At 67.5% G+C, this 13,851-nt stretch carries 16 protein-coding genes; 13 read left to right on the top strand and 3 right to left on the bottom strand.

What is annotated here, in order from left to right; genetic code table 11:
• The first annotated feature begins 1 nt into the window (after position 1).
• Genes ACY34H_RS10020 through ACY34H_RS09965 form a run of 12 tightly spaced genes read left to right on the top strand, consistent with a single transcriptional unit; the run spans position 2 to position 8,236 of the window.
• On the top strand, positions 2–565 hold the full coding sequence (locus tag ACY34H_RS10020; RefSeq protein ID WP_464977355.1) for a type II secretion system protein: 564 nt from the start codon (positions 2–4) through the stop codon (positions 563–565).
• 16 nt (positions 566–581) lie between these two features.
• The gene (locus ACY34H_RS10015; protein WP_464977354.1) at positions 582–1,127 is read left to right on the top strand and encodes a prepilin-type N-terminal cleavage/methylation domain-containing protein; all 546 of its coding nucleotides are present in this window, start codon (positions 582–584) and stop codon (positions 1,125–1,127) included.
• 4 nt (positions 1,128–1,131) lie between these two features.
• Complete coding sequence (locus ACY34H_RS10010; RefSeq protein WP_464977353.1) at positions 1,132–1,575, top strand: prepilin-type N-terminal cleavage/methylation domain-containing protein; 444 nt, start codon at positions 1,132–1,134, stop codon at positions 1,573–1,575.
• On the top strand, positions 1,572–2,063 hold the full coding sequence (locus tag ACY34H_RS10005; RefSeq protein ID WP_464977352.1) for a PilW family protein: 492 nt from the start codon (positions 1,572–1,574) through the stop codon (positions 2,061–2,063). The genes ACY34H_RS10010 and ACY34H_RS10005 overlap by 4 nt, the downstream gene beginning before the upstream one ends.
• On the top strand, positions 2,060–2,971 hold the full coding sequence (locus ACY34H_RS10000) for a DNRLRE domain-containing protein (RefSeq protein WP_464977351.1): 912 nt from the start codon (positions 2,060–2,062) through the stop codon (positions 2,969–2,971). Before ACY34H_RS10005 ends, ACY34H_RS10000 begins: the two co-directional genes overlap by 4 nt.
• Before the next feature lie 23 nt (positions 2,972–2,994).
• Complete coding sequence (locus ACY34H_RS09995; protein ID WP_464977350.1) at positions 2,995–4,170, top strand: GGDEF domain-containing protein; 1,176 nt, start codon at positions 2,995–2,997, stop codon at positions 4,168–4,170.
• Positions 4,167–5,267, top strand: a complete 1,101-nt coding sequence (gene pilM / locus ACY34H_RS09990; RefSeq protein ID WP_464977349.1) for a pilus assembly protein PilM — start codon at positions 4,167–4,169, stop codon at positions 5,265–5,267. The genes ACY34H_RS09995 and pilM overlap by 4 nt, the downstream gene beginning before the upstream one ends.
• Positions 5,260–5,877: a PilN domain-containing protein gene (locus ACY34H_RS09985; protein ID WP_464977348.1), complete on the top strand. Its 618-nt coding sequence runs from the start codon at positions 5,260–5,262 to the stop codon at positions 5,875–5,877. The genes pilM and ACY34H_RS09985 overlap by 8 nt, the downstream gene beginning before the upstream one ends.
• A complete protein-coding gene (locus ACY34H_RS09980) occupies positions 5,874–6,404 on the top strand; it encodes a GspMb/PilO family protein (RefSeq protein ID WP_464977347.1) in 531 nt (176 codons plus the stop codon). The genes ACY34H_RS09985 and ACY34H_RS09980 overlap by 4 nt, the downstream gene beginning before the upstream one ends.
• The gene (locus tag ACY34H_RS09975) at positions 6,401–6,742 is read left to right on the top strand and encodes a hypothetical protein (protein ID WP_464977346.1); all 342 of its coding nucleotides are present in this window, start codon (positions 6,401–6,403) and stop codon (positions 6,740–6,742) included. The genes ACY34H_RS09980 and ACY34H_RS09975 overlap by 4 nt, the downstream gene beginning before the upstream one ends.
• On the top strand, positions 6,739–8,067 hold the full coding sequence (locus tag ACY34H_RS09970) for a type II secretion system protein GspD (protein WP_464977345.1): 1,329 nt from the start codon (positions 6,739–6,741) through the stop codon (positions 8,065–8,067). Before ACY34H_RS09975 ends, ACY34H_RS09970 begins: the two co-directional genes overlap by 4 nt.
• Positions 8,024–8,236: a hypothetical protein gene (locus tag ACY34H_RS09965; RefSeq protein ID WP_464977344.1), complete on the top strand. Its 213-nt coding sequence runs from the start codon at positions 8,024–8,026 to the stop codon at positions 8,234–8,236. The genes ACY34H_RS09970 and ACY34H_RS09965 overlap by 44 nt, the downstream gene beginning before the upstream one ends.
• Here the strand turns inward: ACY34H_RS09965 and ACY34H_RS09960 are convergent.
• Positions 8,233–10,308 carry a PAS domain-containing sensor histidine kinase gene (locus tag ACY34H_RS09960; protein ID WP_464977343.1) on the bottom strand — a complete coding sequence of 692 codons (2,076 nt, stop codon included), beginning with the start codon at positions 10,306–10,308 and terminating at the stop codon, positions 8,233–8,235. The two genes, ACY34H_RS09965 and ACY34H_RS09960, sit on opposite strands and share 4 nt — an antisense overlap.
• A 332-nt stretch (positions 10,309–10,640) precedes the next feature.
• Here ACY34H_RS09960 and ACY34H_RS09955 point away from each other — a divergent pair, with 332 nt between their 5' ends.
• A complete protein-coding gene (locus tag ACY34H_RS09955) occupies positions 10,641–10,823 on the top strand; it encodes a hypothetical protein (RefSeq protein WP_464977342.1) in 183 nt (60 codons plus the stop codon).
• A 57-nt stretch (positions 10,824–10,880) separates the two neighbouring features.
• Here ACY34H_RS09955 and ACY34H_RS09950 read toward each other — a convergent pair whose 3' ends face one another.
• A complete protein-coding gene (locus ACY34H_RS09950; protein WP_464977341.1) occupies positions 10,881–12,026 on the bottom strand; it encodes an MFS transporter in 1,146 nt (381 codons plus the stop codon).
• 294 nt (positions 12,027–12,320) lie between these two features.
• The gene (locus ACY34H_RS09945; RefSeq protein ID WP_464977340.1) at positions 12,321–13,640 is read right to left on the bottom strand and encodes a GGDEF domain-containing protein; all 1,320 of its coding nucleotides are present in this window, start codon (positions 13,638–13,640) and stop codon (positions 12,321–12,323) included.
• Between the last annotated feature and the right edge of the window lie 211 nt (positions 13,641–13,851).

Below are 13,851 nucleotides of genomic sequence, written 5' to 3'. Positions count from 1 at the left end.
CATGATGCGAATGACCTTCAAGCGCGCGGCCGCGGCCGGCTTTACCCTGATCGAACTGCTCATCGTGGTGATCATCCTCGCGATCCTGGCGGCGATCGCGATTCCGCAGTTTTCGGCCTCTGCGGGTGACGCGCAACGCGCTGCGCTCGATGCCAACCTGTCTGCCGTGCGCAGCGCGATTGAGCAATACCGCGCGCAGCACGCCAATTTTGTCTTCCCGGGTGCGACAGCATCGAGCGGTGACGCGGAGTGCCCGAATGGCGGCGTGGCTGGCACCGGCGAACCCGGCTCGGTCCTGGCGTTCCAGGAGCAGATGCGGTTGCCGTCGAACCGTGAGGGCCAGACCTGTACCGTAGCGGGCGGCCAATTCCGCTACGGCCCTTACCTGCGCCAGGGCATCCCGACTGAGCCGATCAACAACTCCACGGCGATCGTCGTGCAGAGCACCGGCGTGCCGATTGTTGCCACGGCCGCCGGCGGCTGGGCCTACGACACCGTTTCGGGCCAGTTCATCATGAACAGCACGGCGGAGGATCCTGACGAACGCGCGTACTCGCTGCGCTGATTTTTTTCCCGAAGCGATGCGCTGGCGACCGACCGGCTACACGCTGGCTGAAATGCTGGCCGTCTGCGCGGTGCTGTCGATCGCTGCTGCGGCGGCTATTCCCTCTGCCGCGCCGGTGGCCGAATTCCGGGCTGATGCCGCCGCGGGCGAAGTCGCGCTCGCGCTGCGTTTTGCCCGCAACGAAGCGCTGCGCACCGGCGAGTTGCGGAAAGTCCGCTGCGAACAGCACCTGAACCGGTTGCGCGTGGTCGGTGGGGTGCCGTTGGGTCCGATCGTGTTCGACTCGACGGTACGGCATCCGGGCAACCGGCAGCCGTACTCGGTGCCGCTGGCCACGACGCCGGCGGGCAGCAACGCGACCCTGGCCGGATGCAGCTTCGCGTTTGCCGGAGGCGCCTCGGCAGCGGAGGTGGCCTTCGATGCCAATGGCATGCCGGTGCGGGGCAGTGGTGATGCGGAGACCCGCACCCAGGCGCTGACAACCGGCGCCATCGTCGTCCGCATCGGCAATACCGTGCGTACGGTCACCGTTGGCGTGACTGGCCGCGTCACAACTTCCTGACAATATGTCCCATTCGCCTCATTCCTGCCCCCCGCGGCGGGCGGCCGCCGGCATGACGCTGGTGGAAGCCGTGATCGCGCTGCTGCTGCTGTCTGTCTGCCTGGTACCGGCAGCGAACGCGCTGCGTGGCGCCATCGCCGCCCCCGGCAACACCGCGCAGGCCGACCGCGACCTGGACTGCGTGAGCGCGCGGATGGAAACGGTACTGGGCGAACCCTACGCACGCTTGCTGGCGGCCGCCGGCAGCATGACGGCACGTTCCGCATATTCGACCGCGGCGGGCGAGGCCTGCCCCGCGATCAATGTGTTCATTGCACGCTACGGCAACGACGATACGGTCCGGCTGGGCACCGTTGGCGCCGGCGACAACCTGCTGTATGTGGGCGTGCGCCTGGCCGATACCGGGGCCGGCAATGCTTTCCCTTTGGTAACTCTGGTGACGCGATGAGCCGGCGCCGCGCACAGGCCGGGTTCACGCTGGCCGAACTGCTGGGCGGCCTCGCCATCGCCGCCATCCTGGTATTGCCGCTGGCGGACCTGCTGCGCACCGGCGCCGACAGCGCGCGCAGCGCACGCACGGCGCTGGACCTGAATGGCGATGCGCGCTTTGCGCTGGGCCGCATCGTTGCACGCGCCGCCGAAGTCGAAAAAGAAAAGGCATTTCCAGCGGGGGCAAGCGTGCCAGCGGCCTCCTGGCTGGCGCCGGTCCGCTATGCGCTGGCCGGCACCGACCTGGTCGAAACGGATCCCCGCGCATCCCCGACACGCATCAGCACCATCGCCACCAACGTGACGGCGTTCCGGCTCACTGCGCCGGAAGTGGTCGACGGCCGGCCCCTGCTGGGCATCGAACTGACGCTGAGCGCCGACGGCAGCACCGTGACGCGCACGCGCATGGTGCGCCTGGGAAAACTGTCGTCGGAAGGGCTGCCATGATGCGCGGGGTGCCATGCCGCCGCCAGGGCGGCGCACTGCTGTTGATGGTGGCGCTGCTCCTGGCCACGCTGGCCGCGCTGGCGTTCGGCATGAACCGGGCGGCCGGCATGGATGCCGCATCCGTGAAAAGCGACTATGACAGCCGCGCCGCCGGGTATCTTGCCGAAGCGGCGGCGGCGGCGGCCATCTGGAGCAACGGGGCGGCCGGCTGCACCCATGCGTCGGTGCCGCTCACCTCTTTCGGACCGGGGAAGTTCCGCGCGGACGTCAACCGGGTGGGCTCGAAGAACCTGGACATCGTGGCGCGTGGCGAGACCGGCGATGGCACGGAACGCACGATCGAACGCAGGAATGCCACCCTGGTCGATTTCAGCAAGAAGTCCACGTCCGTCGATCTCGGCGGCGCCGCGATCGACACCACGATCGCCGCCAGCATTGTCCAGCCTGACAGCAACAATGCGCGGCTGTCGCTGGCGCCGGACGCGTCGCACGCGCTGCTGTTCTGGCCCGCCAGCGAGATCAACAGGGAGACGAGGGTACTGTCCGCCACCCTGACCGTCACCCGCAGCGGCGCCATCGCCACCGGGCACCACGTTGCCGTGCACCGGGTGAAGACGCAGTGGGATGGCACGGCGACCTGGCGCTATGCCCGGCTCTACCTTGCCGGCTGGACCGGCGGCGACTTTGGCGACACGCCGGTCGTCACCGCGGCCGTCGCGGGTACCAGCGGCACCACGGTCTCGTTCGACGTGACGGGCCTGGTGGACGGCTGGGTCAGCGGCCGCCTTGCCAACTACGGCATGCTGCTGCGCATGGCGACCGCCGGCCCGTCGGCCGTGTTCCACAGCCGCGACGCGACCGCCAGCCAGCGCCCCGTGCTTCGGGTGACTACCGCCAAAGCCTGCTAGCAGGTCAACCTATGAGATCCATCATGCCATTTTTCGCCGCCCCGCCTCCGCTGCGAACGCTAGCGGACGCCTTGCCAGCCCTGTGGTCCTCCACGGGCTTCGCCCCGCAGGAACTCGCTGACTACGCCACCCCGCACATCGAGCGCGATACCCGCCAGGGCGTCGCATTGCTCGCCGCGGCTGCCCTGCTGTTCCTGGCACAGGCCGGCGCTTTCGCCGCCTGGTTCGACCTCGGCCGCGCCTACACGCACACTTACCTGCTGCTTGCCGCGCTGGCACTGCACATCCGCTTTTCCGCGGCACGGGTGCGCGACGTCCAGGCCCTGAACCTGCTGGCAATGGCGCTGCTGGTCATCTGCGCAGCCGCCCTGGTGCTGCTGGCGCGCGAATCGGGCCGGCTGCACGTGATGGTGCTGCTCAGCGTGGCCACGCTGCACATGCTGATCCCGCTCATGCCGTGGGGCATGCGCGAAGCCGCGCTCACCAGCCTGGCGATCTACGCGATGTTTACCTCGCTGACGTTCTTCACGCGGCTGCGCTTCGGCGACGTGGAACCCTGGGCGCTGCAATTCACCATGGTGACGGCATCGCTGCTGTCGCTGGCGCTGGTGGCGCGCACGCTGAGCCTGCGCAAGCGCGACCTGGCGGCACGTTTCGGCCTGGAACGCGCGAGCGCCGACATGGCCAGCCTGGCCGAGCGCGATCACCTGACCGGCGCATGGAACCGGCGCTACCTGGAGCGCCGTTTTGCGGACATCGTTGTCGCGCATGCGCAGTCCGGCACCCCGGCCTGCTTCGGCCTGCTCGACATCGACCAGTTCAAGCCCTTGAACGATACGTTCGGCCATCGCCATGGTGACCAGGTACTGCAGTCGCTTGCCGCGGCCTTTGCGGATCTGGACGGAGATCTGGAATGCCTGGTGCGCCTCGGCGGCGACGAGTTCGCCTTCATCCTGGCGGGCAGGCCGGCTCCGCTGGCCCGGCTGGAAGGCATGCTGGCCGACGCCGCCGTGCGCGCGGTCGCTGGCGCGCCGCCGGGTACGCCGCTTCCCACGATCAGCGCCGGCATGATCGCGCTCGATGCGGCCGGCGCCTGCACGCTCGATGTCGCCTACGCCCAGGCAGATGAATTGCTGTACGCTGCCAAGCGGGCTGGCGGTGCGCACGTGCGGCTTGGCGCCGCGCAGGTGACGGCATGAAATTCAGGCGCGATCTGCTGGCCGGCTTGCGCACCTCGGGCATGCGAACGGCGGTGCGCCCGATCGGTGCCGACTTCGCCGCCAACCGGCTGAACCTGGTGCAGGCCGACGTGCACGATGGACGCTGGCGCCTGCGCGCGGCAGCCTCGGTCCGCTACCCGGTGCCGCGCGCGGAACTGTTCGCTGCGCCGAGACAGCTGGCCCGCTTTGTCGATGCCGCGCTGGCCTCGGCACCGTTCGCGGGCCGCCGCGTAGTGTCGGCCCTGCCACCGGCGGACGTGCGCATCCTGCCGCTCACGGTGAACGTGGCGGCAGGGCAGCCGGAAGCGCAGGCCGTGGCCAGGGCGGCCGCCGAGCAGCTGGGCAACGGCGCCGCCGACCACGTGCTCGACTATTACCAGGTACGCGGCGCCGATGCCGATGGTACGGAGCGGCAGGTATTGGTCGCCGCCGCACCCCGGTCGCGCGTGCTGGATTACCTGGCCAGGCTGGAAGCCGCCCGCCTCGAACCAGTGGCGCTGGATATCGGCCCCACCGCGATCGGCCGGTTGCTGGCGACGATGCATGGCAACGAGGTCGGCCAATCGGTGGCGCTGCTCAATTTCGGCACCGCCAGGAGCTACCTGACGGTGATCTGGGGGCGCCGCCTGATGCTCGACCGCGAGATCGATTTCGGCGAAAGCCGCCTTGCGCGCAGCCTCGCGGCGGCGCTCGACCTGCCGCCAGACACGGCCACCCACCTGATGCGCGAACATGGCATAGGCGGCCGCGGCAACGCGCATGACGAGCTAGCCCGGGCAATTCGCGAAATCCTGCATGCTGATTGCCGGGCGCTGGCCGACGAACTGGCGCACACGCAGGTCTATGTTGCGTCGCGTACGCGCGGCAGCTCGATCTGCCGCCTGTACCTGAACGGCAGCCTGGCGCGCTATCCCGATATCCGCGATCGTATCGGCGAACTGATCGACGTACCAGTCCACCTGCTCGATCCGCTGGGCGCTTTCGACCATGCACTGCCAGCAGGGCAGGCTGTGGAACTGTCCACCCCGGTCGCGCTGGCGGCCGGGCTGGCGCTGCGCGGAGGCCTCGATGGCTGACATCGACATGATCCCGCGCAGCTACCGCACCGGCATCCGCGTGCGCCGTGTACTGCGCCGCACGGGCCTGGCACTTGCCATCGTGGTGCTTGCCGGCGCGCTGGCCGGCGGGTGGCTGCGCTGGCGGACGGTGGTTTTCGAACGCGAGGCGGCGAGACTGCGCGCGGCGGCAATGCAGGCGCAGACCGACCAGGCGCGCGAGGCCAGCGCCCGGAGCGACATGCAACAGCGTTCGGAGCGCGATGCGCTGCTGAGGGCGCTGCGGCGCGAGGGCGAGCTGGCAGCCCTGGCGCAAGCCATCGACGTGGCCCTGCCACGCGGCGCCTGGCTGACAAACATGATGCTGCGCCGCGGTTCCCCGCTTGCGGAGGGTGCTCCCATCGGATCGGGCAAGGCCGCCGCCATGCCGGTCAAGGTGCCGGCGTCGGCCAGCATCGTCGAACTGTCCGGCCAGGCGCTGGACTATGCCGCCGTCACTGCGTTCCTGGAGCAGCTCGGCCGCGCGCCCGGCGTGGGCAGCGTGCAGTTGCGCTCGAGCGGTGCCGCCGGCGACACGGATGAAATCGCCTTCGATGCCATTGTCACGCTGGCCTGGGAGGATCGGCCATGAGCGCGCGCCTTCGGACCGCGCTGGGCATGCTGCCGGCGCGGCAGCTGAACCTGCTTTGCATCGGCATCGTGGCAATTGCTGCGATGCTCGCCTGGAGCGCCGGCGTGCGCGCGCCGCTGGCCGCCTGGCGCCAGCAGCGCGCGGCGTTGACGGCCTTGCAGGCAGCTGCTGCTGCCATTCCCGCCGTGCGCACCGGCCCCGTGCCGCCCGCCGCCGTCGGCCGGCCGATCTTGCCACCCACCCCGCTCGTGCTGATCGGCGCGGCAAGCGAGGCCGCGCGGCTGAACGGGGTCGCCGTGTCCTCGGCGGCACAGGGCGCCGAGCAGTCCGTGGCGGGCCTGCGCCAGCAGACTGTCGACATCGCCGCGATCGGCACCTACCAGGCCATCCAGGCCTGGATAACCGAACTCGAACGCAGCCAGCCCACGGTCGGCATCGTGCGACTGGCCATGCAACCCGGCCAGGCCGGCGCCCAGCGCAAGGTCATGCTGCAACTGGCCATCTACGGCCCGCCATCCGCACCATGAGATACCTGCTCGTCATTTTGCTGCTGTCCACCGCGCTCCCCAGCTCCGCAGCGGAGCTGCGCGACCCCTTCGCGCGGCCCGCGCCGGCCGCACCGCCTCCCGTTGCAGCGGCCAAGGTGCCGCCGGAACCGCTGCGCTTGCGTGCGCTGATCCTGAACGGCACCCGTTCGCTGGCCGACATCGACGGCGGGATAGTGGCGGTCGGCGACCGTGGCCCTGGCTACACCGTGCTGCGCATCGACGAACGCGGTGTACTGGTGGCGCGCGGCGGCCGGCAACAACTGCTCGTGATGGGCGACCCTGGGCAGGATCGCCCGCATGACAAGGAAACCGAATGAAGCTCCGGCACCAACCGACCTTACTGGCCCTGCTGTGCGCATTGCAGCTGGGTGCCTCCGCGCCGGCGATGCCGGCAGAACCCGCCAGGCCTGCTGCTCCCGAGCCGGCCACGGTGATGTCTTATACCTTCCGCGATACCCCGATCGCCGACCTGTTCAACATGATCTCGCGCACGGCCCGCATCAACGTCGTGCTGGGTCGTGGCGTGGCCGGCAATGTGTCGATCAACCTGTACGACCTGACGGTACGCGAAGCGATCCACGCCATTGCCGAGGCAGGTGGCTATACGGTCATCGAACGGGCCGGCGGCTTCCTGATCTCGGATCCGAAGACCGGCGCGAAGGAGGCTGCCGGTGTCCAGGTGGCGTCGCTGAAGGTACGCTACGCCGACGTGAAGAAGGTCGGCGAGATCCTGGCCCGCCAGGTGGGTGCGCTCGGCACCGTAACGGTACTGGAACAGACCCGCAGCGTGGTGATCGAATCGACCGAAGCGGGTATCGCCCGCGCCACGCAGGCGCTGCGCGCCATCGACGTGGCGCCGCAGCAGATCCTGATCGAGGCGAAAATCCTGGAGATCACGCTCGACCAGGCCGAGAACTTCGGCATCGACTGGTCGCGCGTGTTCAACGGCAACGGACCCGACGTGGTCGGCGCAACCGGTTTCGCCAACCGCACGGGGCCGCGCTTTTACTTCAGTCTCGTCAACAACAGCATCGATGCATACCTGAGTGCCCTCAGCAACAAGGGGCGGGTGCACACGCTGGCCACGCCACGCCTGCTGGCGCTGGAGGACCAGGAAGCCACCACCAACGTGGGCGATCGGCTCGGTTACAGGCTGACGACAACGATCAACAACGTCACGTCCGAGTCGATCGAGTTCCTGGATACGGGCGTGATCCTGCGCGTGACACCCTCGGTCGATGCCGACGGCCGCATTCTGCTGAAGGTGCGGCCGGAAGTGAGCTCGGGCAGCATATCGGCGGGCATTCCTTCGAAGAAGACCACGGAAGTCAATACGCAGCTGGTGGCGAACGATGGCCAAGGGGTACTGATCGGTGGCCTGATCAAGAACAGCCGCACCTATCGCCGCCAGGGCCTGCCGTTCCTTTCCGACCTGCCCGTGGTGGGCAAGGCGTTTTCCAGCACGGACGATGGCGGCCTCACGACCGAAACCATCGTCGTCATCACGCCACGCATCGTGCCCCCGGGTGGCATCGCCATCGACGATGCAAGCATACGCAAGCTCCACCAGGCCGAACATGGCATGGAGCAGCGCTCCAATGCGCTTGACCGCAAACTGGAACGCATCGCTCCGTCGCGCTGACGCTTCGATACGGCTGCCGGCGGCCGACGAACGGCGAACGTTCGCGGTGCCTGCCGTGTGCGAGTCGCGCGAACGCCGGCAGGGCATCGGATGGGAACTGGTGATGCCCGAAGAGTCTTTCGGGGCCAGCCCGTTCACGCAGGCACTGCAGGAACGTCGCTTCTTCTAGCGTGGCGGCTCGGCGGCGTCCACCAGGTCCAGCGTGACCGTAAAGGTGCTCCCGGTGCCGGCACCGTTGCTGCGGGCGCTGACTGTGCCCCCGTGCAAGGTGACGATGTTGCGCACCAGCGCGAGGCCGACGCCCAGGCCGCCCTGGGTCCGGTCGGGCGAACGTTCCCCTTGCGTGAACAGCTCGAACACATGGGGCAGCAGGTCGGCATCCAGGCCAATGCCGTTGTCGGCCACATCGATGCCGACAGTGCCGCCCTGGCGCGCCACCGTGAGCGCGATACGGCCGCCGCGCGGGGTGTACTTGGCGGCATTGTTGAGCAGGTTGACGAAGACCTGCACCAGCCTGTTGTAGTCGCCCAGTACCCGGGCATCCCGCACCGCGCCATCCACGGCCAGCGCATGGCCGCGGGCATCGATCAAGGGCATCGACTGCTCGACGGCGCTGCCGAGAACGGCCATGATATCCACCGGTTCGCGAGCGAGTTCGATCAGGCCGCGGGTGACGCGCGACACGTCGAGCAGGTCGTCCACCAGCGACCTCATGTGCCGCACCTGGCGGCTGATGACCTCGCTCGCGCGGCGCACCCGTTCCTCGCTGGCGCCGCCCAGGCGCAGCATGTCCGCGGCGGACGAGATCGGTGACAGCGGGTTGCGCAGCTCGTGCGCCAGCATGGCCAGGAATTCGTCCTTGCGCCGGTCCTGCTCCTGCAGCGAGCCGTACAGGCGCGCGTTCTCGAAGCCGTTGGCTGCCAGCGAGGCCAACTGCATCAGGATCGATTCGTCCTCGGCCGTGAATTCTCCATCGGCCTTGTCCGATGCCTGGATCAGGCCGATATTACGGCCTGTCCGGTCGACCAGCGGCACGGCCAGCCAGCCGCGCATTGGCGGGTGCTCGCCAGCGTGGCTGCCGAACCCTTTCCACGCCGGATGCGCCGCCAGTTCCGCCTGCGTCAGCCGCATCACCTGATTGGTTCGGCACACCTCGGCATAGATGCCGGTGCCTTCCGTGCTGGCTGCATAGTCCCGGTAGCGCGCGTATTTGTCCGACAACGACACTGCATTGATCGCCTGCAGCCAGCTGTCGCCTTCGGTCAGCGACACCACGGCTTGATGCACTTGCAGGATGTCGCGCACCTTCACCACCAGGGCCTGGGCGATTTCCTTGCTCGACAGCGCCGTGTGCAGGCTGCGCGAAGCCTGCGCCACCTTGGCGAGCAGGGCCGAATTGCGCTTCTCCCGCTCCAGGCGCTGGGCCAGTTCGTTCTCGGCCATCACGCGCTCATGGATATCGGTGTTGGCGCCGATCCACTCGCGAACGCCGCCATGGGCATCCACGATCGGCAGGCCCTTGACGGCCATCCAGCGGTACTGGCCATCGGCCTTGCGCAGGCGGTAGCGCGTTTCAAACACAGTCTGGCTGGCGACGCAGCTGGTCCACAAGGCGATGGCGCCGGCGCGGTCCTCCGGATGCAGCGCATCGAGCCAGCCGAACTCGCGCCATTGTTCGTAGGTCTGGCCTGTGAAGGCGCGCCACGACGGCGAATCCTCCAGCACGCGCCCGTCCGGCGTATTGGTCCAGACGATCTGCGACGTCGCCATCACGAGCAGGCGAAAGCGTTCTTCGCGAACGCGCAGGGCCGTCTCGGCCTCGATCCGGTCGGTAATATCCTCGTGCATCAGCACGACTTCGAGCAGGGTGCCATCGCTGGCCTTGATCGGGTGGGCGCGCGCCGTCACCCAGCGCGCCGGGCCGCCTTGCCCCAGCGCCGTGACGTCGTAACGAATGGCGGGGATCTCGACTGATTCGCCGGCGAACGCCCGCGCCAGGTAGGGCGTAATACCGCCGGCCAGCAACTGCGCGTCGGTCAGCACGTTATAGCCGGCGCTCAGCACATGGGCCATCAACGAGGTGCCGCGGCGGATCTGCCACAGGTCTTCCCACGCCTGGTTGACGCGCAAGGTGCGGCCGTCGGCCGCGAGGACCTGGATGCTGACGGGCGCCTGCTCGAACAGCGCCTCGAAACGGGCTTCGGAACTCGCGCGGTCGGCGAGCCTGGCGGATGAAATCATGGGATGAGGCAAGGACTGTTCAATGAGTGGCAACGGCTGAGGCCACGCATGATCCCACAGTTTCCGGGGCGATGCCGGACTATTGGCGGTCCGGCAGGAGGACTGTTGCAGGCTTGATCCTGGTGTCCGAGGTGGCGCGCATGCTGTGAACGCACCCGGCCCCGGGCAAGATGCGTGCCGCCAGCACGCCGTTCGGGTGCCCCTCCGGCACAAGCTGCAACAGATTGCTGGTATCCATGAAAATCATTGGTGTGGCCCTCGGCCGAGGTCTAGTATTGACTCAGGTCCCTGCGCGAGCCTGCGGAGGACGATAAAAAATATCGGAGACGGTCATGACACTACTTGCACTTACCCTGTCCGGCATCGCCATCGTGGCGGGAGCCTCCGCCGTGGTCCTGCAACGCGACAGCGCGCCGCAACAGGAGGCCAGTCCGGCCCAGGCCGCGCAGCCCGCCTTCCACCCGCCGGCCATCGACCTGGGGCGCCTGGCCCAGGCGTGCGGCCGGCTGGGCTGAAACGCGGCCAGGCCGGCCTTGCTGGTCGGAACCGGCGAGGCCAATCCGCATCCCGGCTCAGGAATGTGAAAGCACCGCCCGGTCCGCCCGGCCCGGCAGGAAGCAGACCGCCGCGCAGGCGGCGATCCCGGCCGCGGCCAGCCCGAGACTCGCATAGCCCGACAGCTTCACCACCGTGCCGCCGAGGATGGGGCCGATCGCCGCGCCGGTCATCAGCATGGCCGGTGTCGCACCCACCGCGCGGCCGCTTGGATCGAGTGCGGCCAGCAGCCCGAACGCAAAGGTGTGGGTGAAGATCATCACGGCGGCGAAGCACGCCGCACCGGCCGCATAAGGCAGGAAGGTCTGGCTTTGCGTCATCAGCAAGGCCAGCACCGCCTGGACCACGGGACCGCACACCAGCACCGCGCGCGGATTGACCCGTTTTTGCAGGAACGCGGCAAGCGGTGCCGGAAGCAGATTGACGAAGCCAAGCGCGATCAGCACGCCCGCGATGGCAGCCGCGGCGAAATTGCGCTCGGCGCCGATGCGCTCGACAAAGGCGAAGATCATTGCCTGGACGAGGGCCATGCAACTGACGCCGAGCGCCGCCAGCCAGACCGCGCGCGGCAATTTGCCGGCAATGCGCTGCGCCCCCGTGCTGGCGGTGCGCGGCGTGGGAAAGCCCAGCGCGGCAACGCAGGCTGCAACGGCCATGATGCCGCAGAAGCTCCAGAACAGCGCCGGCGCGCCCAGCGCGGACACGAGCTTCGGCACGCCGCCCATGAACAGGATGCCGAACACGCCCAGTGCAAAGCCGACGATGGCAAACAGCCGGTGCGGGTTGCCGCTGCCGCCGATGGTGGCATGCGTGACGCTCAATGCCGTTGCTGCGGCCAGTCCGGCCACCACGTGCAGCACCGCCATCGCCGCATAATCACTAACGAGCCCGACAGCGCCGAATGCCAGCGCCGCGACGGCAAAGCCGCCGGCCGCCGTGGCTCGGGCCGGCAGGCGGGCCGAGCGGGGGGCGACGAACAGGCTTGCGCATACGGCGCCGATGAGGAACAGCGTGGCCAGCCCGCCCGCCTGCTGCGGGTCCAGGCCGTAGCCGCTGATCAGCACACCCACCCAGACCGGCAGCGCGACCAGGTCGACCATCCCGGCACAATGTGCCACCATCAGGCTGGCGCGGCCAGCCAGGCTTTCGCTTGTCGTTTTCATGCTTGTCTCCTTGATTTTTTGGCCGTTCGCGCACATGGCCGGAAGCCATGTGGCGATGCGCCGGCTGCCCGCTGCGATCAGGCGACCGTTTACGCGGCAATGGGGCGCCGCCAGGACGAGTGCCCTGTTGTTCTTCTATTCGTAACGGCTTTGCGAATGTATCGGCGGCACGTCATCGCCACAAGTCGGACCTTTCGATTGCAGGTATCCGCCAGGGCGATGGATCGGCACACGCCTCGCTGCCGCCGGCCGGGATTGACCTGTCCGGCGTGTAGAGAGAGTCTTCCCCTTTGCCTATGCTGCGGGAGATTGCAGGATGACTTCCACCCGATCGCGTCCGCCCGACTTGGCGAGGTACAGGGCAGCGTCGGCGCGCTTGATCGCTTCGCCGAAGTCCTCGCGGGGCGCCAGTGCGGTGACGCCGGACGAGGCGGTCACCTTCAGGCCGCATGGCCAGTCATGCCTGGACATGGCCAGGCGAAGCTTCTCCGCAATCCCCGCGGCCAGCTCCGCACTCGTGGCGGGACAGACGATCAGGAACTCCTCGCCGCCCCAGCGCACCAGTTTATCGCTGGAGCGGATGGCCTTCGTGACCACCTCGGCAAAGGTGCGCAGCACGTCATCGCCGGCTGCATGGCCAAACGTATCGTTGATCGACTTGAAGTGGTCCAGGTCCATGAAGACGATCGACACGCCCTGCGTCATGTCTCCGGACCTGTTCCATTGTTTCAGAAGAAGTTCGCGAAGGCCCTGCCGGTTCAGGGCGCCAGTCAGCGGATCCAGGAAAGCCTGGCCGGCCAGCTCGCGTGTTTCCAGTTGCAGGGTTTCGTTCAACGCACTCAGTGCCGCCAGCCGGGCCTCCCTGTTTCGCAATGTCGAGCGCAAGTGCAGGGCACCGAGCAGGGGCCAGACGATGCCGCAGCAAAACCATGCGGCGGTCAATCCCATCAACAAATGATTCTGGCTGATCCACTTGCCATGGAACCTGATTGAACGAAATTCGATTGCGTGCTGGCCGATCTCATTGGCCACGCCGCTCGACAGCTCGACGGTCGTGACGTTATCCAGCCGTACCCGCGATTCCTGCAGCGAGCGGTTCTGCAGCTTGACCCACCAGGTGGCGGTATGTAGAAGATCGTATGGAACAGTCAGCTCGCCCTGGTCCGGGACGTCGAATTCAATCTCGTTGACTTTCTGCGAATTGAGTTCGGTGAGGTTGGAAATGCCCTTCTCGAAATTGCGCAGGTACAGGCGAAGCCGGTGCAGGCCCGGCCCCCGGTGCGAGACGTCGAGGCTGATGCTGTCGAAATCCGACATGTCCATCCCGTCGGGTGCGTTCCCCAGGGTGAAACGGATACTGCAGTAAGGCCACTCGAACTTGCGCACCAGCGTGCAGTGCATCTTGATCACATTGCCTTCCACGACATGAGAAACGATGCTCGCGCCGTGATCCTTTGAATCGTCGAGAACCTGGTAGCTGAAATCACCGTTGGCGGAAAGTTCCACGACCCGCTCCATGCCATAGTGCTGCCATGCCAGCAGGCCGATCGTCAAACAGGTGAGCACGCCGACGACGTAGTGCATGCATTTCAAGGCGCGGGCTGACAGTTCCATCTTTGTTCCATTGTTGTGCTGCACTTCCAGGCCAGGCTCGGCGTGGCAAGGCATTGGCTCCTCACAGGCATGTCGTGCGTGATGCCCTGGGATTGCTTAAGGGCAATAGTTTGCCTCAGGCTGTGCTGCGAGTAAATCGATTCCCGGCGTTTATGGCCACGCAACAACGAAATCGGCCCGGGCATGGCCAACGAATCCTCTTCCAGAAGCG

It is taken from the genome of Pseudoduganella sp. jia 9 (assembly GCF_055502615.1).
Note: the sequence above shows the minus strand (reverse complement) of the source record. Positions and strands in the feature narration are given on the sequence as shown.

What these genes read in the sequence shown, in the direction of transcription:
- ACY34H_RS10005 (WP_464977352.1), top strand. Translation starts at nt 1,572, where the DNA reads ATGAGCCGGCGCCGCGCACAGGCCGGGTTCACGCTGGCCGAACTGCTG.
- ACY34H_RS09970 (WP_464977345.1), top strand. Translation starts at nt 6,739, where the DNA reads ATGAAGCTCCGGCACCAACCGACCTTACTGGCCCTGCTGTGCGCATTG.
- ACY34H_RS09965 (WP_464977344.1), top strand. Translation starts at nt 8,024, where the DNA reads ATGCGCTTGACCGCAAACTGGAACGCATCGCTCCGTCGCGCTGACGCT.
- ACY34H_RS09955 (WP_464977342.1), top strand. Translation starts at nt 10,641, where the DNA reads ATGACACTACTTGCACTTACCCTGTCCGGCATCGCCATCGTGGCGGGA.
- ACY34H_RS09945 (WP_464977340.1), bottom strand. Translation starts at nt 13,640, where the DNA reads ATGGAACTGTCAGCCCGCGCCTTGAAATGCATGCACTACGTCGTCGGC.
- ACY34H_RS09975 (WP_464977346.1), top strand. Translation starts at nt 6,401, where the DNA reads ATGAGATACCTGCTCGTCATTTTGCTGCTGTCCACCGCGCTCCCCAGC.
- ACY34H_RS09995 (WP_464977350.1), top strand. Translation starts at nt 2,995, where the DNA reads ATGCCATTTTTCGCCGCCCCGCCTCCGCTGCGAACGCTAGCGGACGCC.
- ACY34H_RS10020 (WP_464977355.1), top strand. Translation starts at nt 2, where the DNA reads ATGATGCGAATGACCTTCAAGCGCGCGGCCGCGGCCGGCTTTACCCTG.
- ACY34H_RS10000 (WP_464977351.1), top strand. Translation starts at nt 2,060, where the DNA reads ATGATGCGCGGGGTGCCATGCCGCCGCCAGGGCGGCGCACTGCTGTTG.
- ACY34H_RS09960 (WP_464977343.1), bottom strand. Translation starts at nt 10,308, where the DNA reads ATGATTTCATCCGCCAGGCTCGCCGACCGCGCGAGTTCCGAAGCCCGT.
- pilM (WP_464977349.1), top strand. Translation starts at nt 4,167, where the DNA reads ATGAAATTCAGGCGCGATCTGCTGGCCGGCTTGCGCACCTCGGGCATG.
- ACY34H_RS09985 (WP_464977348.1), top strand. Translation starts at nt 5,260, where the DNA reads ATGGCTGACATCGACATGATCCCGCGCAGCTACCGCACCGGCATCCGC.
- ACY34H_RS09950 (WP_464977341.1), bottom strand. Translation starts at nt 12,026, where the DNA reads ATGAAAACGACAAGCGAAAGCCTGGCTGGCCGCGCCAGCCTGATGGTG.
- ACY34H_RS09980 (WP_464977347.1), top strand. Translation starts at nt 5,874, where the DNA reads ATGAGCGCGCGCCTTCGGACCGCGCTGGGCATGCTGCCGGCGCGGCAG.
- ACY34H_RS10015 (WP_464977354.1), top strand. Translation starts at nt 582, where the DNA reads ATGCGCTGGCGACCGACCGGCTACACGCTGGCTGAAATGCTGGCCGTC.
- ACY34H_RS10010 (WP_464977353.1), top strand. Translation starts at nt 1,132, where the DNA reads ATGTCCCATTCGCCTCATTCCTGCCCCCCGCGGCGGGCGGCCGCCGGC.